The 24,568-nt window shown below is 68.2% G+C and carries 21 protein-coding genes; 8 read left to right on the forward strand and 13 right to left on the reverse strand.

Annotated features, from left to right (window positions below):
• Positions 1-204: 204 nt before the first annotated feature.
• Positions 205-2,916, forward strand: coding sequence for a phosphoenolpyruvate carboxylase (gene ppc, locus ABIA71_RS17270; protein ID WP_354286949.1), 2,712 nt, complete (start codon positions 205-207; stop codon positions 2,914-2,916).
• A 44-nt stretch (positions 2,917-2,960) separates the two neighbouring features.
• Here ppc and ABIA71_RS17275 read toward each other — a convergent pair whose 3' ends face one another.
• Both ABIA71_RS17275 and metK read right to left on the reverse strand, forming a co-directional pair.
• Positions 2,961-3,461 carry an acyl-CoA thioesterase gene (locus ABIA71_RS17275; RefSeq protein ID WP_128097792.1) on the reverse strand — a complete coding sequence of 167 codons (501 nt, stop codon included), beginning with the start codon at positions 3,459-3,461 and terminating at the stop codon, positions 2,961-2,963.
• A gap of 221 nt (positions 3,462-3,682) precedes the next feature.
• Positions 3,683-4,894: a methionine adenosyltransferase gene (gene metK, locus ABIA71_RS17280; protein ID WP_128097791.1), complete on the reverse strand. Its 1,212-nt coding sequence runs from the start codon at positions 4,892-4,894 to the stop codon at positions 3,683-3,685.
• Positions 4,895-5,119: 225 nt separating this feature from the next.
• Between metK and ABIA71_RS17285 the strand changes: the two genes are divergently transcribed.
• Entirely contained in the window at positions 5,120-6,199 is a 1,080-nt protein-coding gene (locus ABIA71_RS17285) for a metal-dependent hydrolase (protein WP_354286816.1), read from the forward strand.
• Between the two features lie 18 nt (positions 6,200-6,217).
• On the opposite strand, the gene ABIA71_RS17290 is transcribed toward ABIA71_RS17285, so the two are convergent.
• The 8 genes from ABIA71_RS17290 to ABIA71_RS17325 form a co-directional block, all read right to left on the reverse strand.
• Positions 6,218-7,204, reverse strand: coding sequence for a glycosyltransferase (locus ABIA71_RS17290; RefSeq protein ID WP_354286818.1), 987 nt, complete (start codon positions 7,202-7,204; stop codon positions 6,218-6,220).
• Entirely contained in the window at positions 7,201-9,102 is a 1,902-nt protein-coding gene (locus ABIA71_RS17295) for a DUF7657 domain-containing protein (protein WP_354286819.1), read from the reverse strand. The genes ABIA71_RS17290 and ABIA71_RS17295 overlap by 4 nt, the downstream gene beginning before the upstream one ends.
• A gap of 151 nt (positions 9,103-9,253) precedes the next feature.
• Positions 9,254-10,081 (reverse strand): methyltransferase domain-containing protein, encoded by an 828-nt coding sequence (locus tag ABIA71_RS17300; protein WP_354286821.1) that lies wholly within the window; start codon positions 10,079-10,081, stop codon positions 9,254-9,256.
• Positions 10,082-10,120: 39 nt separating this feature from the next.
• Positions 10,121-11,140 carry a tRNA dihydrouridine synthase DusB gene (gene dusB, locus ABIA71_RS17305; protein ID WP_354286823.1) on the reverse strand — a complete coding sequence of 340 codons (1,020 nt, stop codon included), beginning with the start codon at positions 11,138-11,140 and terminating at the stop codon, positions 10,121-10,123.
• A gap of 172 nt (positions 11,141-11,312) precedes the next feature.
• Positions 11,313-12,059 carry a SagB/ThcOx family dehydrogenase gene (locus ABIA71_RS17310; protein ID WP_354286825.1) on the reverse strand — a complete coding sequence of 249 codons (747 nt, stop codon included), beginning with the start codon at positions 12,057-12,059 and terminating at the stop codon, positions 11,313-11,315.
• 14 nt (positions 12,060-12,073) lie between these two features.
• The gene (locus tag ABIA71_RS17315) at positions 12,074-13,411 is read right to left on the reverse strand and encodes a YcaO-like family protein (RefSeq protein ID WP_354286827.1); all 1,338 of its coding nucleotides are present in this window, start codon (positions 13,409-13,411) and stop codon (positions 12,074-12,076) included.
• Complete coding sequence (locus ABIA71_RS17320) at positions 13,408-13,983, reverse strand: hypothetical protein (protein WP_354286829.1); 576 nt, start codon at positions 13,981-13,983, stop codon at positions 13,408-13,410. Before ABIA71_RS17320 ends, ABIA71_RS17315 begins: the two co-directional genes overlap by 4 nt.
• Before the next feature lie 51 nt (positions 13,984-14,034).
• Positions 14,035-14,892 (reverse strand): hypothetical protein, encoded by an 858-nt coding sequence (locus ABIA71_RS17325; RefSeq protein ID WP_354286831.1) that lies wholly within the window; start codon positions 14,890-14,892, stop codon positions 14,035-14,037.
• A gap of 133 nt (positions 14,893-15,025) precedes the next feature.
• Here ABIA71_RS17325 and ABIA71_RS17330 point away from each other — a divergent pair, with 133 nt between their 5' ends.
• Complete coding sequence (locus tag ABIA71_RS17330) at positions 15,026-15,610, forward strand: phosphatase PAP2 family protein (RefSeq protein ID WP_354286833.1); 585 nt, start codon at positions 15,026-15,028, stop codon at positions 15,608-15,610.
• 467 nt (positions 15,611-16,077) lie between these two features.
• Here the strand turns inward: ABIA71_RS17330 and ABIA71_RS17335 are convergent, their stop codons facing one another.
• A complete protein-coding gene (locus tag ABIA71_RS17335) occupies positions 16,078-17,043 on the reverse strand; it encodes a ribokinase (RefSeq protein ID WP_354286834.1) in 966 nt (321 codons plus the stop codon).
• Positions 17,044-17,069: 26 nt separating this feature from the next.
• Positions 17,070-18,368: a NupC/NupG family nucleoside CNT transporter gene (locus ABIA71_RS17340; RefSeq protein ID WP_354286836.1), complete on the reverse strand. Its 1,299-nt coding sequence runs from the start codon at positions 18,366-18,368 to the stop codon at positions 17,070-17,072.
• A gap of 193 nt (positions 18,369-18,561) precedes the next feature.
• On the opposite strand from ABIA71_RS17340, the gene ABIA71_RS17345 reads away from it, so the two are divergent.
• The 5 genes from ABIA71_RS17345 to ABIA71_RS17365 all read left to right on the forward strand — a co-directional run bounded on the left by ABIA71_RS17345 (position 18,562) and on the right by ABIA71_RS17365 (position 24,107).
• A complete protein-coding gene (locus tag ABIA71_RS17345; protein ID WP_354286837.1) occupies positions 18,562-19,530 on the forward strand; it encodes a potassium channel beta subunit family protein in 969 nt (322 codons plus the stop codon).
• A gap of 324 nt (positions 19,531-19,854) precedes the next feature.
• Positions 19,855-20,052 (forward strand): hemin uptake protein HemP, encoded by a 198-nt coding sequence (gene hemP / locus ABIA71_RS17350; protein ID WP_019182448.1) that lies wholly within the window; start codon positions 19,855-19,857, stop codon positions 20,050-20,052.
• Between the two features lie 233 nt (positions 20,053-20,285).
• The gene (locus ABIA71_RS17355) at positions 20,286-22,520 is read left to right on the forward strand and encodes a TonB-dependent hemoglobin/transferrin/lactoferrin family receptor (RefSeq protein ID WP_502961275.1); all 2,235 of its coding nucleotides are present in this window, start codon (positions 20,286-20,288) and stop codon (positions 22,518-22,520) included.
• 5 nt (positions 22,521-22,525) lie between these two features.
• Complete coding sequence (locus tag ABIA71_RS17360; RefSeq protein ID WP_354286838.1) at positions 22,526-23,122, forward strand: Hemin transport protein; 597 nt, start codon at positions 22,526-22,528, stop codon at positions 23,120-23,122.
• Between the two features lie 43 nt (positions 23,123-23,165).
• The gene (locus ABIA71_RS17365) at positions 23,166-24,107 is read left to right on the forward strand and encodes a DUF6607 family protein (protein WP_354286840.1); all 942 of its coding nucleotides are present in this window, start codon (positions 23,166-23,168) and stop codon (positions 24,105-24,107) included.
• 75 nt (positions 24,108-24,182) lie between these two features.
• On the opposite strand, the gene ABIA71_RS17370 is transcribed toward ABIA71_RS17365, so the two are convergent.
• Positions 24,183-24,536 carry a DMT family protein gene (locus ABIA71_RS17370; RefSeq protein WP_128098234.1) on the reverse strand — a complete coding sequence of 118 codons (354 nt, stop codon included), beginning with the start codon at positions 24,534-24,536 and terminating at the stop codon, positions 24,183-24,185.
• Positions 24,537-24,568 lie beyond the last annotated feature (32 nt).

Raw genomic sequence — 24,568 nt, forward strand, 5'->3', positions numbered from 1 at the left:
GGGGGGGGGGGGTGGGGGGGGGCCCCCGGGCCCCCCCCCCCGCGGGGGGGGGGGGGGGGGCCCCCCCCCCCCCGCGCGGGGGGCCGCCCCCCCCCCCCCCCCCCCCCCCGCCACTACCAGATGTAACTATTTGCGCGACGCAGCATTGACCTCGTTGTGGGTTAGGCTTGGGTGGATTCCGTTCCCGAGGCCAGTGCGTCGCAGATGAACGAGTACCGCAGCAGCATCGTCTTTGCCACTCCCGATATTCCCCTGCGCGACGACGTACGCCGACTTGGCGCACTGGTCGGCGACCTGCTTGCCGAGCAGGTGTCCACGCAGTTCTTCGATGACGTGGAACAGGTGCGCACGCGCGCCATCGCCCGCCGCGAAAGCGACGCCCCGCTGTCCGACCTCAACGACGCGCTGACCGGCCTGCCGCCCGAGCGCGCCGAAGCGATGGTGCGAGCGTTCAGCACCTACTTCCAGGTGGTCAACATCGCCGAGCGCGTGCATCGCATCCGCCGTCGCCGCGACTACCAGCGCGCCGGCACTGCCGCGCCGCAGCCCGATGGCCTGCAGGATGCGCTGCTCAACCTCAAGGCGCAGGGCGTGACCCTGGCCGAGCTGGCCGAGTGGCTGCCACGCATCGACATCGAGCCGGTGTTCACCGCGCACCCGACCGAAGCGGTACGCCGCGCGCTGCTGGAAAAAGAGCAGCTGATGGTCGCCAGCCTGGTCGACAACCTCGACGGCCAACGCACCCCCGGTGAAGCCGCCGCCGACGCCGCGCGTTTCCGCATGGCACTCACCGCCTCCTGGCAGACCACCGATTCCTCGCCGGTGCGGCCCACCGTGGACGACGAGCGCGAGCACGTCGGCTTCTACCTGGTGCAGGTGCTGTACCGGGTGATCCCGGTGCTGTACGTATCGCTGCAGCAGGCGCTGCTGGATACCTATGGCGAAGACCTGCCGCTGCCGCGCCTGCTGCGCTTCGGCACGTGGGTGGGCGGGGACATGGATGGGAACCCCAACGTCGATGCCGGCACCATCCGGCACACCCTGGATGCGCAGCGCCAGGCGGTCCTGGGCCGTTACCAGAAAGACCTGCTCCAGCTGGCCAGCCTGCTCAGCCAGTCCACCGAGCGGATCGCGGTGAGTGACGCGCTGCAGGCGCGCGTGGCGCACTACGCGCAGTTGCTGCCCCAAGTGAAGTCACGGCCACGCCATGCCGACATGCCGTACCGCCTGCTCAACGACCGCATGCGCGCACGCGTGCAGGCCACCCTGGACGATGCCGACGGCGCCTATGCGTCGCCGGACGAACTCGAGCACGACATCCAGTTGATCCTGGACAGCCTGCACGCCAACAAGGGCGACCATGCCGGCGGCTTCGCGGTGCGCCGCCTGTTGTGGCGCGTGCGTACCTTCGGCTTCCACCTGGCGCGGCTGGACGTACGGCAGGAGTCGAGCGTGCATGGCCGCGCGCTGGCCAGCGTGCTCGATGGCCAGGAGGCCTGGGACGCAGCCGATGCGGTCACCCGCGCGGCCCGGCTGGCGCCGTTCGCCAGTGGCGAGCAGGCGTTGCCGCCGAGCACCGAGGAGGGCGGCCAACGCCTGGACGCGGTGTTTGCCGCGCTGGCCGATGCACGCCGCCGCCACGGGGCCGACGCACTGGGCAGCTACATCATTTCGATGGCGCACGACCGCAGTGACGTGCTCGCCGTGTTGGCCCTGGCCCGCCGGGGTGGGCTGGTGGACGACGCCGGCGCGGTGCCGCTGGACATCGCCCCGCTGTTCGAAACGGTGGACGACCTCAAGCGCGGCACCGACACCCTGCGTGATCTGCTGGCCGACCCGGTGTACCGCACCCACCTGGCCGCGCGCGGTGATGTGCAGATGGTGATGCTGGGCTATTCGGACAGTGGCAAGGACGGCGGCATCGCCGCCTCGCGCTGGGGCCTGCAACGCGCACAGGTGGAGCTGCTGGAGGTGGCCGCCGAGAACGCCATCCGCCTGACCTTCTTCCACGGCCGCGGCGGGTCGATCAGCCGCGGTGGCGGCAAGACCACCCATGCAGTGGATGCCTCGCCACGGGGCAGCATCGACGGCCGCCTGCGCGTGACCGAGCAGGGCGAAGTGATCCACCGCAAGTACGGCATCCGCGCACTGGCGCTGCGCTCGCTGGAACAATCCACCGGGGCGGTGCTGCGGTCCAGCCTGCGCCCGCGCGCCGCCGAACCGCGCGAGGTGCAGTGGCGCCCGGTGATGGATCTGGTGGCGCAGAAAAGCGCGGAGGCGTACCGCGCCTTCGTGGGCCAGAAAGCGTTCATGCAGTACTTCCGCCAGGCCACCCCGATCGACGTGATCGAGCGGATGACACTGGGCTCGCGCCCGTCGCGGCGGCTGGGCGAGGATGCCGCGTTGTCCAACCTGCGCGCCATTCCCTGGGTGTTCGCCTGGAGCCAGGCGCGCGCGGTGATTCCCGGCTGGTACGGCGTGGGCAGCGGCCTGCAGGCGGCGATCGAGGCCGGCCACGAGGACACGTTGAAGGAGATGGCGCGCGACTGGCCGTTCTTCAGCACCTTCCTGGACGACATCGCGATGGTGCTGAGCAAGGGCGACATCACCATTGCCGAGCAGTTCTCGCGGTTGTCCGGGCCGTTGCACGCCACGTTCTTCCCGCAGATCCAGCGCGAACTGGAGCTCACCGCCCAGCAGATCCTGGCGCTGACCGGGCAGGACGAACTGCTGCAGCACGACCAGCGCCTGGCGTTGTCGATCCGCCTGCGCAACCCCTACATCGACCCGATCAGCGTGCTGCAGGTGGACCTGCTGCGCCGCTGGCGTGCCAGCGGCGGCGAGGACGACGATGTGCTGCGCGCGCTGGTGGCCTGCGTGAACGGGGTATCGCAGGGCGTGCAGAACACCGGGTGAGGACGGGCACTACGTACCGACCAACGGTCGGTACCCGCCGTAGGTTATTCCGGCGACGGCGGGTTGGACGCCAACAACTCCAGATGGCGCTGTTCCATCTCTTCGCGCAGCTGCCGGCGGATCAGCGCGGCGGCATGGCGGCGGCGTTCGTCGCTGGTCTCCAGCTGCAGCGGCGGCACCGCGGTGGGTTTGCCATCCTCGTCCACCGCGACCATGGTGAAGAAGCAGCTGTTGGCGTGGCGCACGCTGCGCTTGAGGATGTCCTCGGCCACCACCTTGACCCCGATCTCCATCGACGAGGTGCCGGTGTAGTTGACCGAGGCCAGGAAGGTGACCAGCTCGCCGACCGCGATCGGCTGGCGGAACATCACCTGGTCCACCGACAGGGTGACCACGTAACGACCGGCATAGCGGCTGGCGCAGGCGTAGGCGACCTGGTCCAGCAGCCGCAGGATCGCGCCGCCGTGGACCTTGCCGGAGAAATTGGCCATCTCCGGCGACATCAACACCGTCATGGACAGCTGGTTGGATTTGAATTCGGGCATGGCGGCAGTGTAGCGCCGGTTGGCCAATCGGTAGCGCCGACCGTTGGTCGGCTTGTCGGTTGGTCGGTTGGTCGGCGGGTCGCGCGCAGCGCGAAGATGGGCGAAGGCGCCAAAACGACGACGGGCTGCTTTCGCGGCCCGTCGTTTGCTTCCATCAACAGCAGCCGACCAACGGTCGGCTCTACCGCAAGAAAATGGGCCGCTTTCGCGGCCCATTTGTCTTACTTCAGCTTCGCATCCGCACGCAGGGCGGCGGCGCGGTCGGTCTTCTCCCACGAGAAGGCCGTGGCGTTGACGGTTTCGCCCTCGCCGTTGAGGTAGCTGAAGTCCTTCGGCTTGCGGCCGAAGTGACCGTAGGCAGCGGTCTGCTGGTACATCGGGTGGATCAGGTCCAGCATCTTGATGATGCCGTACGGGCGCAGGTCGAAGTGCTTGCGGATCAGCTTTTCGATCTTGTCATCGCTGATCTTGCCGGTGCCGAAGGTGGTGACCGAGATCGAGGTCGGCTCGGCCACGCCGATGGCGTAGGAGACCTGCACTTCGCAACGGTCGGCCAGGCCGGCAGCCACGACGTTCTTGGCGACGTAGCGGGCAGCGTAAGCGGCCGAACGGTCGACCTTGGACGGATCCTTGCCCGAGAACGCACCACCACCGTGACGGGCCCAGCCGCCGTAGGTGTCGACGATGATCTTGCGGCCGGTCAGGCCGCAGTCGCCCACCGGGCCACCGATCTCGAACTTGCCGGTCGGGTTGATGTGGAACTTGGTGCCCTTGTGCAGCCACTTGGCCGGCAGCACCGGCTTGATGATCTCTTCGCGGACGGCCTCGATGAGGTCCTTCTGCTTCACGCCCGGGGCATGCTGGGTGGACAGCACGACTGCGTCGATGGCCGAAACCACGCCGTTTTCATAGCGCAGGGTGACCTGGCTCTTGGCATCCGGGCGCAGCCAGGACAGCGGCGAGTTCTTCTTCTTGCGAATCTTGGCCTGCTGCTCGACCAGACGGTGCGACAGGTGGATCGCGGCCGGCATGTAGCTGTCGGTCTCGTTGGTGGCATAGCCGAACATCAGGCCCTGGTCGCCAGCGCCCATTTCTTCGGGCTTCTTGCGGTCAACGCCCTGGGCGATGTGCGGGGACTGCTTGCCGATCAGGTTCAGCACGCCGCAGGTGGCGCCGTCGAAGCCGACGTCGGAGCTGTCGTAGCCGATGTCCACGATGACCTTGCGGGTCAACGCTTCCAGGTCGATCCAGGCGCTGGTGGTGATTTCACCGGCCACGATGGCGACGCCGGTCTTGACCATGGTCTCGCAGGCGACACGGGCGCGCTGGTCCTGGGTGAGGATCGCGTCCAGCACCGCATCGGAGATCTGGTCGGCAACCTTGTCCGGATGGCCTTCGGAGACCGATTCGGAGGTGAAGAGGTAGCTGGACATCAGGCTTAATATCCTTTGATTCGGATGGAAAGATGGGCGCGAATGATACACGGCATGTCGCCCGGTTGCATTGTGCGCCACGGGGAGTTGCCGGTGGTTAAGCCCGCGTGCCCGGCCAAGCGGCCGCCAGGACGCGATTGGGCCCCAGCGTCGCGGCCCAGTGTTCCACCAGCGTGACAGCCACGGGGCTGCCCCACCGACCTTCACACCCTATACCATCGGCCGATGGACTCCCTAAGCCAGATCGTACTGGGCGGCGCCGTTGCCGCCGCCATCGCCCCCGCCGGCCACCGCCGCGCCGCCCTGTTGGCCGGTGCCGCGTTGGGCACGTTGCCGGACCTGGACGCCCTGGTGCTGGCCTTCACCACCGCCGATCCGGTGGCATTGATGACCGAGCACCGCAGCGTCAGCCATTCGCTGCTGGTGCTGCCCTGGGTGGCCGCGCTGATCTGGTGGCTGTTCAAGCGCTTCGGCCACGGCCGGGTCGCGCAGGCACCGGGGCGCTGGTTCTGGGCGATCCTGCTGGCGCTGGTGACCCACCCGCTGCTGGACGCCTTCACCGTGTACGGCACCCAGCTGTGGTGGCCGTTCACGCCGGCGCCGACGATGTGGTCCAGCGTCTTCATCATCGACCCGCTGTACACCGTGTGGCTGCTGATCGGCTGCGCGGTGGCCTGGTTCGCCCGCGCCCGCCCGGTGGCGCAGAAGGCGCTCGTGGCCGGGCTGGTGCTCAGCTGCGGCTACCTGGGCTGGTCGCTGCTGGCCAAGTACAACGTCGAGCGGCAGGCCGACCGCGCGCTGGCGGCGATGGGGCTCGGCGATGCGCCGCGGTTCTCGGCGGCCACCCCGTTCAACACGCTGCTCTGGCAGGTGGTGGCGATGACCCCCAGCGGCTACGTCATCGGCGAGCGCTCGCTGGTGGCCGATAACGGCCCGATGCACTTCCAGGGCTATCCCTCCAACGTGCAGGCCCTGCGCGAGGCCGAGGCGGCGGGCATTCCGGCGGTGCAGCGGCTGCAGTGGTTCAACCGCGGCTTCATGCGCGCCCAGGTAGTGGACGGCCGGCTGCTGCTCAGCGACCTGCGCATGGGCCTGGAGCCGGACTACACCTTTACCTTCGCGGTGGCACGTGTCCAGGACGGGCAGTGGAGCGCCATCACGCCCGAGCAGTTGCGCCCGGCCTACGAAGGCGAACAGGGCAGGGCGAGGATGAAGCAACGGTTCGCGCAGATGTGGGCGCGGATCTGGCAGACGCCGCATGACCAGGCGGCCGCAGACAGCGCAGCGGCCAGGACCGTGCGCTGATCCGGCTGCGGCCCGGCGTTAGCGCGGTCGGGCCAACGGCGGCGCTGCCCGGTTGACCTGGATGGAGCGGTGCAGAACCTGGCGCGGTACATTGGCAATGTCGAAACCGGTGAAGGCCAACAGGAACTGCAGCCCGGAAATCAGGGCCACCATGACGATCATGATGGTGCCTACCGGGGTGGTGACATCGGCAGATGCCGACGCGATCCAGTGGTACAGGCCGAAGATGCTGCCGAACGCGAGCAGGCCAAGGCCGGCGATCAGCTCCAATGATGCGATGGACAGGTCGCGCAGGAAGTAGTTGTAGCCGATGCGCTTGAGCGTGTTGCGCACATGCTTGAAGGCAAACTCCCCGAGGATGCGGCTGACACGCAGGTTGCTGGTTTCATCGGCGTAGCGTGCATCCATCGCGACGTCCTGGACGACGGCGCGGATGGTGTTGAGCCGGAACAGCATGTCGGTTTCGAAGAAGTAGCGGTCGCTGACCGCATCCAGGCGCAGATGGCTGGCGACGCGGGCATGGATGGCGGTATAGCCGTTGGTGGGGTCGAACACCTGCCAGTAGCCGGACGAGGCCTTGGTCATGAACGACAGCATCAGGTTGCCCACCCGCCGCAGCAGGGGCATGCGCCGGATATGGCTGAGGTTCCAGAAACGGTTGCCCTTGGTGTAGTCGGCGGTGCCGTCGGCGATGGGTGCCACGAAGTCCATCAGCAATGCCGGATCCATCTGACCGTCGCCATCAACCTTGACCAGAATATCCATACCCTCGGCGATGGCGGCCCGGTAGCCGGTCTTGATTGCCCCGCCGACGCCGCGGTTCTGCGGATGGAACAGCACCGTGACGCGAGGGTCGGTGGTACTTGCCTGGATCAACGCGCCACTGCCATCGGGGCAGGCGTCGTCCACGCAGTAGATGGCGGCCACGGCGTCGTCGATTGCCGCCAGCACGTCCATGACATGGCGAGTGACCTTGTAGCAGGGGATGACGACGGCGATTTTCACGGACCCTCCCCGACGGGCAACGGCGCCGCCGAGCAGTCGGCCGGCACTTTTTGGGTGCAGGGTTCGGCCAGCATCGCCGCGGCAGGCACTTCCACCAGGTCAGCGTACATCGACCGTGGCTCGACCACGTCACTGACCATCACATGGTGGTAGCGGTTGAACGTGGTGTTGAACGCCTCTTCGGACATCAACGGGAAGCGCTGGCGGAAATAGGCCAGCTGAGGGAAGTACAGCGTGTGGTTGACCGCCGGGATGCCGATGCCGGAGAACAGCGCCCCGTAACGCCCTTCCACGACCAGCGAACCGTCCGGTGCCTGCTGCCCGCCGCGGGCCCGCATGGATTCGAGCACGGCTTCGCGGTCCATGGCGAAGATCGGCTGCGCCGACTGCACCGGGTTGAACAGGCCGTTGATCAGCACGTTGCACAGCACGGCAACCGCCAGGACCAGCGTTGCCGGGTGCGCGGCCAGCCGCGGCCGCCGCGCGGCCAGGGCCAGCAGGCCCACGCACAGTAGCGGCCACGCGTCGGCGGTGGCGTGCAGCCGGCTGAAGCTGCCATCCCCGAACGCGAGCTTGGCCAGGCTGCCCACCACCAGCAGTGCGGCCAGCACCAGCAGGCGACCGCTGGTCACGCGCGCGCCGCCCTGCACCAGCACGATCGCGCAGCCGATGTTCAACAGCAGGCCGAACGCCAGCACGGCGCGGCTGGGCGGCACCATGGAAAGACCGGTCAGCTTGCCCACGACGAGCGGCACCGGCAGGAAGATCCAGCAGGCGATCAGCAGCGCGCCACCGACCAGCACCGCCAGCGACAGGCGGTTGGCGCGGACCCAGTGCATCACCTTGGCCCAGTCGGCCAGCACCGCGGTGAACAGCGGCAACAGGCTGCCGAGCACGGCGATTTCGCACGCGTTGGAGTAGCTGAAGGCCGGCAGCGGATAGAAGCCGCGGGTCATCAGGTTGGGGAAGAAGTGGGCCATCAGCGTGATCCAGCTGACGCCACCGCCCGCACTTTCGCGGTGCCCGGGGTAGACGGTGTTGCGTATCACCTCGATCGCATCGTGGAAGTAGCCGACGAACACCGCAAGGGCCAGTGCACCGGCCAGCGCGGCATCGAACAGGCGTGGCAGGGTCAGTGCATCGCGGCGGAACGCCAGCACCAGTACGGCCATGGTCAGCAGGGCAGAGATGATGAAGGGTGGATAGGCGATGGCCAGCAGCCACACCACCAGCGCGTAGGCACTGGCCAGGAGGCGCAGCCAGCGGTTGTCGATGCGCAGCCATGCCACGGCCGCCCACGGTGCCAGCGCGAAGGCGCCGGCATTGCTGGTCCACCAGACCTGCACATAAGGCGAGAAGTACAGCATGAGCGCGATCAGCACCGCGGCCAGCGGCGGCAGCCGCAACTGGCGCAGGAACAGGGCCCAGCCGCACAGGAAGGCCATCGACATGAACATGAAGAAGAAGGAATAGGCGTTGGCCGGCGGCAGCACGAAGAACGCCCAGTGGTAGGGCTTGAACGGCAGCCCCCAGTCCAGCAGCGGCAGCGCCTGGAACGAGCGCAGAGTCTCGTGGTACGGCGAAAACGCGTTGGTCGGGCCGAAGTCGTTGGCCACGGCGATCTGCACGTAGGGCGTGTAAACCATCCATTCGTCCATGCGGATGCCGCGCGCCCTGCCGAGCAGGGGTTCGATCGGGGCCAGCCCCAGGTACTCGCTGGCCATCGCATAGGACGAGGGGGTCAGGGCGAAGACCACATAGAGAACGCACAACACCGCGATGACCGCCATGCAGATACGCGCGTGGCGCGGATCGAGCCCGCTCAACAGGCCGGTGTCACGGGTAGGCAATGTAGGCAATGGCAGCCGGACATCCCCGGCCAACGTGCGGTCTTTCATGTGGCATCCCTTCGGGCGCAGAACGCGGTGCACCACGACTGCAGTGGCAGCACGGCGAGGATCTGGCGCGCGCCTTCCTGGGCGCCAACCTGGAGCCGATTCTACCCGGTTGGCGGCAATGGATAGCAGAGGGGAACCACGCAGCGGTGGGTCAGTAAACGGTGGCGCGTGCCTGCACGAACGAGAAGAAGAACACGGCGTTGGGGTCGTTCTGGACCAGACTGAACTCCCGACGCATGCCGTCCACGGTGTCGCGATCGACCAATCCGGCGTCCAGCAGCGGGTCGGCCGCCGACAGCAGCAGCTGTTCCCAGAACGCGATCATGGTCTTGCGCCGCGCCGGTTCGCGGTTGTCCAGGTGGATGGTCTTGATCTCGGTGTGCACGTCGCGGAAGCCGCCGGCCAGCAGCAGGTTGCCCAGCTTGGCCCCTACGAACGGGTCGCCGCCGTGGTCGTACTGGAAATCATTGAAGGCCATCCAGTACCGCCAGATGTGCGGCGAGTACGGGTCGAGCAGGAACGAGGCGTTCATCACTTCGGTGATGTACACCGGCGAGCCCGGGGCGAGCACGCGACGCACTTCGCTGAGCACGCGCGCCGGTGACGGCACGTGTTCCAGCACCCAGCACAGGAAGGCCGAATCGAACTGGCGCGGACCGAACGGCAGGTCGCCCGCATCGGCCTGCTGCAGGGTGTAGCGCTCGCTGCACCAGGGCGTCTTTTCCAGGTTGGCGCGCGCGGTGTCCAGCTGCGCCTGGCTCAGGTCCACCCCGGTGACGTGCAGCTCGGGGAAGCGGCGCAACAGGATCTCGGTCTGCGCGCCGACGCCGCTGCCTACTTCCAGCAGACGCTGGGCGTTGCTGTAGTCGATGCCGCTGAAGATGCTCGATTCGAACAGACGGGCCTGGGTGACCAGGCGGTGCTGCTCGGTATCGGAGAAACCGTGCAGATAGGTGGGGGCGGTGATCGGCGGGGTCATGGGAGCAGGGTCACATAGCGTCGAGCGTGGCTCGGCGGATCAGGGGGCAACGGCGCAGCGCGCCTCGGCCGCGGCCTCGGCAAGCGGCAGGCCGGCGGCGAGCGCGTTGAAATAGTCGGTGGTCAGCGCGATCTGGCTGGCGGCGTCGTCGGCGCGGTTGACCACTGCGCGGAAGGCGGCATTCTCCGGCCGGTCCTTGGCGTACCAGCCCAGGTGCTTGCGCGCGATGCGCACGCCCTGCGGCTCGCCGTAGAAGTCGTGCAGCGCGTGCAGGTGGCCCAGCAGGATGTCGCGCACTTCATCCAGCGAGGGCGGGGCGAGCAGTTCACCGGTGGCCAGGTAATGCGCCACTTCACGGAAGATCCAGGGGCGGCCCTGCGCGGCCCGGCCGATCATCACCGCGTCCACGCCGGTCACGGCCAGCACGTGGGCGGCCTTCTGCGGCGAATCGATATCGCCGTTGGCCAGCACCGGAATGCGCAGCGCGGCCTTGATGGCGGCGATGGTCTCGTATTCGGCCTGACCGGTGTAGTGCTGGTCACGGGTGCGGCCGTGCACCGCCAGCGCGGCAATGCCGCTGTCCTCGGCGATATGGGCGATGCGCGGGCCGTTGCGGTGGTCGCAGTCCCAGCCGGTGCGGATCTTCAGCGTCACCGGCACGTCCACCGCCTGCACCACGGCAGTGAGGATGCGGGCCACCAGATCCTCGTCGCGCATCAGCGCCGAACCGGCCCACGCGTTGCAGACCTTCTTGGCCGGGCAGCCCATGTTGATGTCGATGATCTGCGCGCCGTGGTCCACGTTGTAGCGCGCCGCCTCGGCCAGCTGCTGCGGCTCGGTGCCGGCGATCTGCACGCTGATCGGGTCCGGCTCGCCGGCATGGTCCATGCGGTGAAGCGACTTGCGGGTGGTCCAGAAGCGCGGATCGGAGATGGTCATCTCCGAGGCAGCCAGACCTGCGCCCAGCCGTTTGCACAGCAGGCGGAAAGGCTTGTCGGTGACACCGGCCATCGGTGCCAGCACCACGTTGGGCTGGATGTTGTAGGGGCCAATCTGCATGCGCGCATTGTAGAACGCCCCGGCCGTGCCGGCCGCGCGCGGGGGCGGCCTGTTCAGGCCGATCCGGAAGGGCCTGATGCGCTCCGGTCATGAGCATATGCTTGACGATTGCTTCCGTCGCCCCCAACGGCGGCGGATGCTGGTGAGTTGGCTGGTGCGACGTTGGCGGTGGTCAGGGCGCCGGACCACACGCATAGGCCAACACGGCCAGGTGCCGCCGTGGGTCGAGCCCGAGCAGGGCCAGTACGGCGGCATCGTCGAAGGCGCCGATCGCGCAGCCGACCGCGTTCATCGCCGCGACCTGCTGCCCCAGCGCGCCCAGCCAGACCCCGGCCTCGATCAACACGAAGCGACCACCGCGCTCGCCGTACTTGGCCAGCGTACCCGCGGGCTCGGCGACCAGGAACAGTACGGCGGCCGGCCGCTCCGGCCACTCCACGCCAAGCAGTGGGGCGAGAGCCGGCCACGGTGGGCAGGGCGACACCGGCACCAGCGCGTGGTGCAGCGGGTCGTACCAGCAGATGCCCTGGCCTGCGGCGATCGCATCGTCGGCGCCGTACAGCGCGGCATAGGCCTGGATCGGATACTTCGCCCCACCGGACGGCAGGCGCCGGGTGTCACTGTCGCTGGATCGGGCCCGCAGCGGGGCGAGCACGCGCCCCAGCTCCTGCGCGCCCCAGCGTGCGTCACCGAAACGGCGGCCACTGTGGCGCTGCGCCAGGGCATCACCGGGAGCTACCGGGTCCGGCAGGGCGATGCCGGCGGCCGCATGCAACGGGCGCGGCGGCGACCAGGGGCGTGCGGCATCTTCGGCGATGCGCGTGCGCATTGCCTCGGCGCGCGCAGGATTGAGTTCGCCGTTGTGCCAGAACAGATGGAACAGCGGGGCATCGTGCCAAGGGGAGGGCGGTGACGGCATGCGGTCCTCGTGCATCAGCCCAATGGGTGCGGGAAGGGATTGGGAAAGCCGCCGCTGTGCGGCACGCCGGGATACCGCCATGCCACGTCCCGGCACCGACCGCCGAGGAACGGTGCACGCTCGTCGGCATGCAGGCCACTGAGCTGCGGCGACAGCACCCGCATCACCCGCAGTCCGGCCGCCGCCACATCGGTAGTGGTCAACTCGCGGTAGTACAGGGCGATGCCGGCACTGCCGAGCCGACGCCGCAGCATGTCCAGCTCGGCAATCGCGCGCGACGCGGCGGGCCGGAGCGCCGCGTCCGGCGGGGGCAGCTGCACGCTGCTGGCGTCCGCCTTGCGCAGCAGCGGCAGCTGCGACCACAGCTCCGGGCGCAGGGTGTAGAACGCGGCATGTTCATCGAAGCTGCGCAGCGCTGCGGGATCGCGCGGCAGCCGGGCGCTTTCGCGGCCACACAGGTGCGCGGCAAAGGTCAGTGCCTGCTGCCATTCCAACAGCGCCTTGTGCAGTGCCTCGCCCGGATCGGCGCGGCAGGCGATGCCGAGGACGTAGCGGGGACGGCCTTCGAACGGCATGCCACCGGCGACCGCGATCACCGGGTGCGGGTTCCAGTGCTGGGTCAGATCGAACGCCAGCAGTTCACCACCGCGCGCGTCCACATGGGCGTGCCATTGCGCCGGCAGCGCGATGCGTCGGCCGGCCACGCCATTGAGCCATGTCACTGCCAGCGCATCGCGCTCCAGCAGCTCCTGGGCCGCGCGCAGCACCGCCAGCCACGCGCCATCGCGACCATCGCGCCAGGCCGCCAGCCCACTGGACGTCGACGGCAAGCGCGCCAGGCCACTGCGCGGTCCCAGGCCCACCAGTTCCTGCGGTACCCAGGCCACACGGTTGTCATCCAGCGCGTGCACGGCGGCAAACAGGTCGTCGTCGTGTTCAGGCATCGGCCACGGGAAGTCCGGTGTCGCACGTTGGCGTGCCGAGAACAAGGCGAAGACCGATTCGTCCAGTCGTTGCGCCGGCGCCAGCGCATCACGGCGGCGCACCTCGAATGCCGCCTGCGCCGCGGCCAGCCGCTCCAGTGCCTCGGCGACCGCGCCGTCGGCGGCCGCATCGGCATCCAGTGCGACCGCGCCTGACACACCCTGCCAGGCATTGGCCGGGTCGGCCGGGGTGGCGGCATTGTGCACGCGTTGTCCCGCGAACAGCGGGCCGGTCCAATCGCAGGCGCTGGCGTCGATGGCCTGCGCCGGTCGCACCAGGCCGCAGCGCGGACGCGCCGCGCCATGCAGCAGGTGCGAAGACAGCGTGGGCGTTCCCGGCTCCGCCGCATCGACGGCGGAGCGGCTCATTTCATCACGCCCAGCCAGAGCATCATCTCGAGCGCGCCGACGGCGAACAGGCCCAGCAGCAGCGCGATGCCGATGCCGATGCCGCGCCCGAGCGAACGCCCCGAGCGCTCGTAGACGAAGGCATACACGCCGACATACAGCCCGACGGCAACGAACAGGCCGAAGATCGGGTTGGCGGCGCCCATGAACATGCCGCCGCCGACCGCTGCCAGCGGCAAGGCAAACAGCCCCAGCAGTATCCGCCCCGTGCGGCTCAGCCCGACCACCGGCTCGGCGGATGTGGCTGGCGCGGTCGGGTCCGGATCCGGCGTGATGGCCGGTTCGTGCAGCGCGGGCGGCTGCGGGGTGCGGAAGTCGGTCTCCGTCGTGACGGGATCGACCGTGGCGCGTGCTTCGGCGCCGGTTGCGGGCGCGATCGGTTCCAACCCGCCGAGCACCACCGCCGACAGCACCGAGGTGCCCAGCAGGGTCACGATGCAGGAGCTGCAGGTGGTCGAGGTCGAACCCCCGCCTGCCGCGGCAAGGTCCTGGCGCGAAGCACTGGCATCGAACTGGGTCGGCAGGCGATACATACGGTCACTCCGTTGACCGAGGCGGAAACGCCCGGCGCGTGCGCCACATTATCACGGGCGCCGGAGGTCCCAGGGCAAGGACAGCGGCGGCGGCATCGACGCGTCGCCGCCCTGGCAGGCGGGGCACCACGGCAGCCGCAGCACCCGGTCGCGCTCGCCGTGCAGGTGATGCAGGTCGAGCCAGACGCTGCGTTCGAGATAGCCCAGCAACAGGGCGGGCTGATCCAGCAGCGGCGCGACCAGCGCCGCGATGCGCGCCGGCTGCACTGCCACCGCCGGCATCGCCGGCACGACGGCGTCGCCCCAGCGGCGCAGCACCCGGTTGCCCAGGCAATACACGCAGGCGGTCTGGCCGGGCACCACATAGGGCCCGAGCGCCAGCGTGTGGTGATAGCTGATGTCCACCAGCAGATGCGGTTGCGTCGGCATCTGTGCGCGGTAGCGGGCCAAGGCCTGTTCCCAGCCGAGTCCGTGGCGGACCAGCACCCGCAGGTCGGCCTCGGCGTGGGCATCGACGCGCTGCAGATCGGCACTGGCATGCTGGTCGAAGGCGTCGGCCAATCCGGGCAGCGGTTCGCCCAGCCAATCGAGTGCATAGCGCTGCACCCTGCGCGCGGCCCGCAGCGGCGCCAGCACCCCCAGGCGCATCAATTGGCGGATCGCCGCGCCGCAGTCGGCATCGTCCTGCAATGCCGCCAGGGTGTCGTTCTCCCAGTGGCCAAGGATCCGATCGACGACGGCCGGCGTATCGGCCTCATCCACCACGTACACCTCATCGGCGCCCCCGGACACCAGCAGCAGCTGGCGCTGCGCATGCGTCTGCGTAAACAGGGCCCAAGCCGGATTGCGCGTCCAGCGCGGTTCGTCCGCGTGCGGGCCTGCCTGTTCCTGACTGCCTGCTGCTGCCACTGCGTACAGTCCCTGTATCGGCTAAAGCGCAAGAATAGCGGCAAACAGGCGGGCCACGTTCTGCTACGGTGCGCGCGTGCCCCTACCGCCCGTTGCCAACACTCCGGTCCCCCATCCGCCCTGGCGCGAGGCGATGCTGTGGATGCTGCTGCTCGGCGCGATGTTCATCCATGGCTACAGCTGGACCAACCACTGGGCCGCCAGCCAGGCGCATACGTACAGCCTGCACGGGCGCTGGGACGATGCGATGCCGTTCTGGGCGTGGACGATCTGGCCCTACCTGGCGCTGAACCTGCTGTACCCGCTGACGTTCTTCATCCTTCCGACCCGGTCGGCCCTGCGCCGCCATGCGCTGGCCATCGGCCTGGTGCAGACCGCCTGCCTGCTCGCGTTCGTGTGCTGGCCCACCGGCAACGTCCGTGCACTGCCGGTGCCCGATGGCGCCAGCGGGCTGCTGTTCGCACAACTGCGGGCCTTCGAGGCGCCGTTCAACATGGCACCGTCGCTGCATGCGGCGGTGGGGGTGCTGGTGTGGCAGGCGTGGCGGCACTGGTTGCAGGCCGCCGCGGCGGCGGTGCGTTGGCTGTGGCACGGCGCCTGTGGCCTGATGCTGGTCTCGACCGTGACCACCTGGCAGCACGACCTGCTGGACGTGCTTGCCGGACTGTTGCTTGGGGCGCTGGCGCTGTGGATCACGCGGGCCCCGGTTTTGCGGTAGGCACCGTGCATTCACCGCTCCACGATGAGTACCTGCCGCCTCTCGCGTATGGCCGTGTGTGCAGGCGCCGTTTGGTTCGGCGGGCGTCTCCGATCAGGCCGGTCGCGAGCGTGAGGGCCCCGTAGCCGCCGGTAGGCCCCTGGTGCAAATGTCCCCCGGCCGCGGGGCGGCCTCCTCCTTAATTTTGCCCAGGAGCCTACCGGCGGCTGCGGGGCTCGGCTTGCGGTGCAAGCGAGAAGCCGTGCTCTTTGGGTGGCCGTTGGCGGGTCGGTCGCTGGGCCCCCATGCCCTTGGAGGCGAAGTAAAGGGGGAGGGGGCGGCCGCAGGCCGACGCCGGAGGACATTCGCCGGAAAGGGCATGGGGGCCCAGCGACCGACCCGCCAACAACCGCGCCTGCAAAGGGTCAACGCAGGCTTAAAAAAAAGGCCAGCGCGAAGGCTGGCCTTGGGATACGCAACAGTGACGCTTACTTGGTTTCGGCATCACCCGGGGTGAAGTGCGGCATCGCCACGGCGGCGCCTTCCTTCTCGGTGGAGCGGCCGGCGAACTGGTTGGCAAAGCGCACGTGGCGGATGAAGGCCGCGTCCGGGTCCTGTGCCAGCGACGCGCACAGGGCGCCGTTGAAGGCATCGCCGGCACCGGTGGTGTCCAGTACCTGCACCTGCTCGGCGCCCACCCGGTAGTACGGCTGGGTATCGCCGCGCGGGGTGTCTTCGGCGTGGGACACGAACACGCCCACCGAACCCAGCGTCACCACCACGGTGCCGGTGCCGGTCAGCTTGCGGCACAGCGCATGCAGGCTGGCACCGTCGAGCGCGGCCACGTCGTTGGCATCCACGCGCTCACCGACATGGCGGCCGAGCAGGGCGGCGAACTCGGTCTCGTTGGGGGTGAGCACGTCGGCCAGCTTGAGCAGGCCGATGCTGGACGGGGCGTCGGCCGGGGCGGCGTTGAGCACCGTCGTGACACCGGCCTCACGGGCCAGTGCCAGCGCTGCCTCGATGGTTTCCACCGGCGATTCCAGCTGGGCCAGCACCACCTTGGCACCGCCGAGCAGGTCGCGCTGGGCCTGCACGAAATCCACGCTCAGCGCGGCATTGGCGCCCGGGCCGATCACGATGGTGTTGCGGCCGCGGGCGTCCACGTAGATGCCACCGGTGCCGGTGGGCTCGGTGCTGGCCTCGGCGGTCAGCGCGAAGCCATCCTGCGCGGCCAGGCCACGCGCCATCGCGCCGCCGGCATCGTCGCCCAGCGCGCACAGGAAGGTGGTGTCCGCGCCGGCACGGCAGGCAGCCACGGCCTGGTTGAAGCCCTTGCCGCCGGGGCCGGTGCTGTAGCGCCCGGCGATGGTCGCGCCCGGGGCCGGGAGCGACTCGCAACGCCAGACATGATCCACGTTGAAGGAACCGACGACGACGACATTGCTACTCATAAAGACTGTTTCTCAAAGAACGGATATCAGCTGAAATGCGTCAGCACGCCGGCAATGGTGGCCGTCATGAAGGTGGCGATGGTGCCGCCCAGCACCGCACGCAGGCCGAACTTGGCCAGGTCGTGGCGGCGTTCCGGAGCCAGCCCACCAATACCACCGATCTGGATGGCGATGGAGCTGAAGTTGGCAAAACCGCACAGCGCATAGGTGGCGATCAGGCGGCCTTCGGACGACAGGCTCATGCCCGGCACCTGGCCGTTGACGATCTTGGACAGCTCCGAATACGCCACGAACTCGTTGATGACCACCTTCTGGCCGATCAGCGAGCCTACCGTGGTGGCATCGGCCCAGGGGGTGCCGATGACCCAGGCGATCGGGGCCAGCACGTAGCCGAAGATCGTGGACAGGTCGGTCGGACGGCCGATCATCGCCTGCAGGCCGCTCACTTCACCCAGCCAGGTCAGCGGGGCGTTGAGCAGGGCGATCAGGGCGATGAAGGCCAGCAGCATCGCGCCGATGTTCAACGCCAGCTTGAGGCCGTCGCCGGCGCCGGCCGCAGCCGCGTCGATGATGTTGCTGGAGGTCTTCTCCACTTCCATCTTGACCGTGCCGCGGGTCAGCGGGGTGCCGGTTTCGGGCACCAGCAGCTTGGCCACCACCAGCGTGGCCGGGGCCGCCATGATGCTGGCCGCCAGCAGGTGCTTGGCGTAGAAGGCCTGCTGCACCGGGTCGTTGCCGCCCAGCATGCCCACGTAGGCGGCCAGCACGCCGCCGGCGATGTGCGCCATGCCGCCGATCATCATGGTGATCAGCTCGGATTGGGTCATCTTGGCGATGTACGGGCGGACCGTCAGCGGCGCCTCGGTCTGGCCGATGAAGACGCTGGCGCAGACGCTGGTGGTTTCGGCACCGGACACGCGCATGATCTTGGTGATCGCCCAGGCCATGCCGCGCACGATCGCCTGCATCACGTTGAGGTGGTACATGACCCCCATCAGCGCCGAGAAGAAGATGATCGTCGGCAGCACCTGGAAGGCGAAGATGAAGCCGAACTGCTCGGTGTTCATCAGGCTGCCGAAGATGAAGCCGGAGCCCTCGTTGACGAAGCTCAGGATCTTGACGAAGCCCTTGCCCAGCGCATCGAACACATCGCGGCCACCGGGTACCAGCAGCACCACCGCCGCAAAGGCGATCTGCAGCGCGATGCCGGTCACCACCAGGCGCCAGTCCACGGCGCGCTTGTTGTTCGAGAACAGCCACGCGATGCCGATCAGCACCGCCAACCCGAACAGGCCGAAGCCAATCCTGCCCAAACCTTCGACCATGAGACTTCCCTTGGGGGTGCCGCGAAAAACGGGAAGCCTATAGCGGCGGCAGGGGCGGGGCAAGGAAAAGCGGCGTCCGCGGGTCGATCGGCCGTGATCGGGCAAGCATCGGCAAGGGGGTGCGGGCGGCGGGCGGCTACACTGGCGGGCATCGTTCCGGCCCGGTTGCGGGCCTGCAGCAGAGGACAAGCCCATGCAGTACCGACGTCTTGGATCCACCGGCCTGAAGCTGTCGGCCCTGTCCTTCGGGGCCTGGGTCACCTTTGGCGACCAGATCGGCCGCGACGAGGCCCGAAACCTGGTGGCCAGCGCCTGGGACCACGGGGTCACCTTCTTCGACAATGCCGAGGGCTATGCGCGCGGGCGCGCCGAGCAGGTGATGGGCGATGTGATCGCCGACCTGCGCCTGCCGCGCGATGGCTTCTGCGTGTCCAGCAAGGTGTTCTTCGGCGCCGTGGACGACCCGCGCCCGACCCAGCACGGGCTGTCGCGCAAGCACGTGACCGACGCCTGCCATGCCGCGCTCAAGCGGCTGCGGGTGGACTACCTGGACCTGTACTACTGCCACCGCCCGGACCCGGACACCCCCATCGCCGAGACCGTGCTGGCCATGGATACCCTGATCCGCCAGGGCAAGGTGCTGTACTGGGGCACCTCGGAATGGTCGGCGGCCCAGCTGCAGGAGGCCGTGGCCGTGGCGCGCGCGCAGCACCTGCACCTGCCCTCGATGGAGCAGCCGCAGTACAACCTGCTGCACCGCGAGCGGGTGGAGCAGGAGTACGCCCCGCTGTACGCCGACCCGGGCCTGGGCACCACGATCTGGTCGCCGCTGGCCTCGGGCCTGCTGACCGGCAAGTACAACGACGGCGTGGACGCGCAGTCGCGGCTGGGCCAGCAGCAACTGGGCTGGCTCAAGGACATGGTGCTGGACCCGGCCGGCAACCGGCTGGACAAGGTCCGCCGCTACACCGCGCTGGCCGCCGGCCTCGGTCTGTCGCCGGCGCAGCTGGCCATCGCCTGGTGCCTGCGCAACCCGAACGTCTCCAGCGTGATCCTCGGCGCCAGCCGGGTCAGCCAGCTGGAAGAGAACCTGGGCGCGCTGGACCTGCTGACGCAGGTGGACGAGGCCACCTGGCAGCAGGTAGAGGCGATCTTCGCGTAGCGCCGGGCTCTGCCCGGCTGATCACCCCGTAGCGCCGGGCTCTGCCCGGCTGTCCCCACGCCGGGCTCTGCCCGGCTGGATTCCCCCGTAAACCCGGGCTCTGCCCGGCTGAATATCGGCGATCAATCCACGCAGCCGGGTGCCCAGCCGAGCAACGCTCGGCTCTACCTGGCGTTGGAGCGCCCCAATCCGCCCTTACGATTGATGCGATCTATCAAAACATCAAAATCAATCATCAATGCCATCAATCAAAGTGAGAATGGTTGTTGATTGTCAACTGAGAATCATTATCATTTGACTCGCCCCTCGCACGAGTCCAGACGAATGAACACTCAAGCTGCTGTACTGCTGCGCCCCGAAACGCTGACCCTCCGCGACCGTCCGGTGCGCGTGGTCCCGCCCGAAGAAGTGATCGACAGCGAAGCCCTGCTCAAGGGTCGCCGCGAAATCCTGATCCAACACGGCGACCGCTTCTACCGCCTGCGCCATACCAGCAACGACAAGCTGATCCTGACCAAGTAGAGCCGGGCAGCGCCCGGCTCTACGTAGAGCCGACCGTTGGTCGGCTGTCCAGCCCGGCGCTACCCGGCTGCACCGTTGCCTGACCGCACGACCCATCGGGTCCGCCCCTCCCCCCGGACCCGGCGGGCCGGTCGTGCACCACCGCTCTCTCCCCCTCGATTCTTCGTCAGCGGCTTGGGTCGCTGGCGTCGGTCGGGGGTCTCCTTCCGCGTCCCGCCAATCGTCAGCCTCCCATGAAGAACCGTCCGACTGCCCTGAGCGCCGCCTTGTGGCTGGCCTTGCCGATGGCCGCGCACGCGGCTGCTGATGCCGCCCCCGATGCGCACCAGTTCGATCCCGTGCAGGTCACCGCCACGCGCACCGCACGCGCGCTGAGCGACGTGCCCGCCACCGTCGATGTGATCGACCGCGAGCAGTTGGACAACCATCTGGTGCGTGACCTCAAGGACCTGGTGCGCTACGAGCCAGGCCTGTCGGTGACCAGCAGCCCGGCGCGGTTCGGCCTGGGCGGCATCCGCATCCGCGGCCTGGACGGCAACCGCGTGCTGATCCAGACCGACGGCATCGCCATGCCCAAGGCCTTCGCGATAGGCAGCTTCTCCGACGCCAACCGCAACTTCACCGACCTGGAAACGCTCAAGCGCGTGGAAATCGTGCGCGGGCCGGCCAGTGCGCTGTACGGCTCGGACGCGCTTGGCGGCGTGGTCGCCTTCGTCACCAAGGACCCGACCGACTATCTGAAGGATGGCAGGAACAGCTACGTCGGCCTGAAGTTCGGGTACGACGGGCAGTGGGACGGCCTGCTGGGCAGCGTCACCACCGCCTTCGGCGGCGACCGCTGGAGCGGCATGGTCAACGTCAACCATCGCCAGGGCCAGGAAACCCAAAGCATGGGTGACCGGCGCAGCAATGACAGCACCCGCACCACAGCCAACCCGCAGGACCGCGATGGCCGCAGCGTGTTGGGCAAGCTGGTGTTCGCGCCCAGCGAAGATCAGCGCTTCAAGCTGACTGTGGAAGGCAACGAAGACAGCGTGGACACCAACGTGTTGTCGTCGGTGGCGCCGCCCGCGCCTGTGGTCGCCGCCACGACCACCACCGCGATGAAGGCGCGCGACCACCAGACCCGCGCCCGCGTGTCGTTCGGCCACGAGATGGACAACGTGGGCCAGGGCTTTGCCGATGACCTGTCCTGGCAGGTGTACCGGCAGGACAGCGAAACCACGCAGCGCACCTACGAAAACCGCGGCAGCGGCGACAACGCCAGCCGCCGCGAGCGCGAGTTCAACTTCGACCAGCGTGTGTATGGCCTGCAGGCGGTGTTCCACAAAGGCCTGCAGACCGGGTCGGTCGACCACGCGCTCACCTACGGCCTGGAAGGTACCTGGACCGACACCCACCAGAAGCGCGACGGGTTCCAGGTCAACGCCAAGGGCCAGGTCAACACCACGATCGTGCCCGACACCTTCCCGGTGCGCGACTTCCCGATCAGCAAGACCACCGAGCTGGGCCTGTACGTGCAGGACGAAATGCGCTTCGCCGACGGCCGCCTGTCGCTGGTGCCCGGCGTGCGCGTGGACCATTACGAACTGCGTCCGGAAGTTGATGGCATCTTCGCCACCGACAACCCGGGCGTGGCCGTGTCCGACCTCACCAAGACCAGCGTGTCGCCGAAGCTGGGCCTGGTCTGGCGCTTCGCCGACCAATGGTCGCTATTTGCCGGGTACGCGCATGGCTTCCGCTCGCCGCCGTTCAATGACGTCAACCTGGGCTTCACCAACGTGCAGTTCGGCTACACGGCCATTCCCAACCCCGACCTCAAGCCGGAAACCAGCGATGGCCTGGAACTGGGCGTGCGCTTCATCGGTGCGGCCGCGTATGCCAGCGTCAGCGGTTACTACAACCGCTACAAGGACTTCATCGAATCGCAGGGCTTTGTCGGGTTCAACAACCAGGGCCTGCAGGTATTCCAGTCGCGCAACGTGGCCGATGCCGATATCTACGGTGCCGAGCTGAAGGGCGGGGTCGAGTTCGGCCAGCTCAGCAGCGCGCTGGAAGGCTGGTCGTTGAACGGTTCGGTGGCGTGGGCACACGGGCAGAACAAGACCGAAGACGTGCCGTTGTCGAGCATCGACCCGCTGCGCGGCACCGTCGGCCTGGCCTTCGACCGCGACAGCTGGGGCGTGGAACTGGTGGGCACCTTCGCGCGGCGCAAGGACCGCCTGCCGCCGGCGACCGTGGCCAACACCACGCCCTTCGCCCCGGCCGGCTACGGCGTGCTGGACCTGATGGCGCACTGGGATTTCGCGCCGGGCGCGAAGATCAACGTCGGGGTGTTCAACCTCGGCGACCGCCGCTACATCGACTATTCCGGGATCACCTCGTCGCTGGTCTCCACCAGCAGCGTGGCCGATCGTTTCACCAACCCTGGCCGCACCGTGTCGGCCAGCCTAGCCGTGAGCTGGTAGCCGCCATGAGCCGAGCCCTGTCTGCCGTACGTTCCTTCGCCGGTGCACGCAGTACGGCACCGTTGCCATCGCCCGCGCAGCTGGCGGCGCTGGGCACCGTGCTGTGCCTGTACCGGCCCGACAGCAGTGAGCTGGGCGGCTGGAAACATGCGGTGTCGGCCCACGCCTGCCAGGGCATGGACAGCGAGGGCATCCGCGAAAGCCTGTGTTTCGCCGACGCACGCGGACGCTGCTGCTGGCGCCTGTACCTGCTGCCCGACAGCGACTTCCTGGCCTGGGACCGGCTGGTGACGGCATTCCCGGCGCGCCCGGAACCGGTCAACGATGGCGGCGTGGCCGAGCGCCTGTGGCGCCGGCTGGCCACGCGCCTGGGCGGTGAACCGTGGCGGATGTGCGCGCTGCGCCTGCACGCCAACGACGGCCAGGGGCTGTCGGCCAGCCTGGCCTCGCTGTCGGCCCTGGGTGCTGGCGCAGCGCGGCGGATTGCACGGGTGGAAGGCGCCGACGGTGAACTGTGGGTCGACGACTGCTGCTGCGCCACGGCGGCGCGCCAGGCGCTGGCATCCCTGGACCGCAGTGCGCCGCCGCTGGTGCGGCTGTAACCAACACGATGCGATGCAAGCCAACCTTGAAGGAACTCCTTGGATGAAACGCCAGATAGCCAGTGCGTGTCTGCTGCTTGCCAGCAGCGGTATGCTCCACGCCCAGCCCTCGAACCCGCAGCGCGACCACGACAGCATCGTGGCGATGAAGGGCGAATACGTGGTGGATTTCGCCTTCGACGAAACCGTGCTGCTCAAGCCCGGTTACGAGCGCGCACCGGCCGTGCGCAGCGGCGGCAACGAGGTGGTGATCGTGGTGGAGGACAGCCCGACGCGGGTGGTTCTGCAGCACCTGCTGGTGGATCCCAAGAGCGGGCACGTGACCAAGCATTGGCGGCAGGACTGGGTGTACGAAGCACCGCACCGGTTCGAGTTCAGCGCCGACCAGACCTGGCAGGTGCGCACTGTTCCGGCCACGGTCAATGCCGGTGCATGGACCCAGTGCGTGTACGAAGTGAGCGACGCGCCGCGCTACTGCGGCACGGGAACGTGGGCCTACGACAACGGGGTGGCGACCTGGACCAGCGACCTGAGCTGGCGCCCGCTGCCGCGCCGTGAGTACACCCGGCGCAGCGACTACAACGCGCTGGCGGTGGTCAACCGCCACACGCTGACCCCGAACGGGTGGACGCACGAGCAGTTCAACACCAAGATCCTGCGCGGCGCCGACGGCAGCCAGCAGGAGATCGCGCGCGAGTTCGGCTTCAACGACTACAACAGAACCACCGAGGTCGATTTCAAACCGGCCTACGACTACTGGACCGCCACCGCCGGCTACTGGGCCAAGGTGCGCCAGCGTTGGGACGGGTTCCTGGGGCAGGCCCCGGGCGTGCACCTGAAAACGAAGCTGGACGGCATGGCGATGATCATTCCGCTGTTCACCCAGGCCCAGGACCTGCAGGACGGCAAGAAAGTGAAGGACGCGCAGATCGACGCGGTGTTCAAGCAATGGGTGGAAAAGGCACCGGCCGACACCGCCCGCTGAGGTCGCCCACCCGATGATCGAAAAAAAGAAGCGCCCATTGGGCGCTTCTTTTCCATGCGCTCGGCTGCGCTGCCCTCATTCCTTGAACATCAACAACGCGGCCACCAGGATCAACCCGAAGGCGGCGTAATGGTTCCACTTCAACGGCTGGTCCAGGTACACCGCCGAGAACACCGCGAACACCACCAGCGTGATCACTTCCTGCATGCCCTTCAGCTGCGGCGCCGAATACACCGCGCTGCCCAGCCGGTTGCCCGGTACCTGCAGGCAGTACTCGAAGAACGCGATGCCCCAGCTCACCAGCACCACCGTGATCAACGGGGCGCTCTTGTACTTCAGGTGCCCGTACCAGGCCACGGTCATGAAGATGTTGCTGCCCAACAGCAGCAGCACCGGATAGAGGTAAGCAGTGAACGGCGTGCCGGGCATCCGGGCGGTCTCGTCGGGGTAGGGGCGCGCAG

The sequence above is a fragment of the Stenotrophomonas sp. 2619 genome (assembly GCF_040548725.1).
Lineage (GTDB): Bacteria > Pseudomonadota > Gammaproteobacteria > Xanthomonadales > Xanthomonadaceae > Stenotrophomonas > Stenotrophomonas maltophilia_AP.

Excerpts from the sequence above, each read along its gene's own strand:
- ABIA71_RS17300 (WP_354286821.1), bottom strand. The coding sequence starts at position 10,081 with ATGACCCCGCCGATCACCGCCCCCACCTATCTGCACGGTTTCTCCGAT.
- ABIA71_RS17295 (WP_354286819.1), bottom strand. The coding sequence starts at position 9,102 with ATGAAAGACCGCACGTTGGCCGGGGATGTCCGGCTGCCATTGCCTACA.
- ABIA71_RS17275 (WP_128097792.1), bottom strand. The coding sequence starts at position 3,461 with ATGCCCGAATTCAAATCCAACCAGCTGTCCATGACGGTGTTGATGTCG.
- ABIA71_RS17340 (WP_354286836.1), bottom strand. The coding sequence starts at position 18,368 with ATGGTCGAAGGTTTGGGCAGGATTGGCTTCGGCCTGTTCGGGTTGGCG.
- ABIA71_RS17315 (WP_354286827.1), bottom strand. The coding sequence starts at position 13,411 with ATGAGCCGCTCCGCCGTCGATGCGGCGGAGCCGGGAACGCCCACGCTG.
- ppc (WP_354286949.1), top strand. The coding sequence starts at position 205 with ATGAACGAGTACCGCAGCAGCATCGTCTTTGCCACTCCCGATATTCCC.
- hemP (WP_019182448.1), top strand. The coding sequence starts at position 19,855 with ATGAACACTCAAGCTGCTGTACTGCTGCGCCCCGAAACGCTGACCCTC.
- ABIA71_RS17355 (WP_502961275.1), top strand. The coding sequence starts at position 20,286 with ATGAAGAACCGTCCGACTGCCCTGAGCGCCGCCTTGTGGCTGGCCTTG.
- ABIA71_RS17285 (WP_354286816.1), top strand. The coding sequence starts at position 5,120 with ATGGACTCCCTAAGCCAGATCGTACTGGGCGGCGCCGTTGCCGCCGCC.
- ABIA71_RS17365 (WP_354286840.1), top strand. The coding sequence starts at position 23,166 with ATGAAACGCCAGATAGCCAGTGCGTGTCTGCTGCTTGCCAGCAGCGGT.
- metK (WP_128097791.1), bottom strand. The coding sequence starts at position 4,894 with ATGTCCAGCTACCTCTTCACCTCCGAATCGGTCTCCGAAGGCCATCCG.
- ABIA71_RS17330 (WP_354286833.1), top strand. The coding sequence starts at position 15,026 with ATGCTGTGGATGCTGCTGCTCGGCGCGATGTTCATCCATGGCTACAGC.
- dusB (WP_354286823.1), bottom strand. The coding sequence starts at position 11,140 with ATGCAGATTGGCCCCTACAACATCCAGCCCAACGTGGTGCTGGCACCG.
- ABIA71_RS17370 (WP_128098234.1), bottom strand. The coding sequence starts at position 24,536 with ATGCCCGGCACGCCGTTCACTGCTTACCTCTATCCGGTGCTGCTGCTG.
- ABIA71_RS17310 (WP_354286825.1), bottom strand. The coding sequence starts at position 12,059 with ATGCCGTCACCGCCCTCCCCTTGGCACGATGCCCCGCTGTTCCATCTG.
- ABIA71_RS17335 (WP_354286834.1), bottom strand. The coding sequence starts at position 17,043 with ATGAGTAGCAATGTCGTCGTCGTCGGTTCCTTCAACGTGGATCATGTC.
- ABIA71_RS17345 (WP_354286837.1), top strand. The coding sequence starts at position 18,562 with ATGCAGTACCGACGTCTTGGATCCACCGGCCTGAAGCTGTCGGCCCTG.
- ABIA71_RS17320 (WP_354286829.1), bottom strand. The coding sequence starts at position 13,983 with ATGTATCGCCTGCCGACCCAGTTCGATGCCAGTGCTTCGCGCCAGGAC.
- ABIA71_RS17360 (WP_354286838.1), top strand. The coding sequence starts at position 22,526 with ATGAGCCGAGCCCTGTCTGCCGTACGTTCCTTCGCCGGTGCACGCAGT.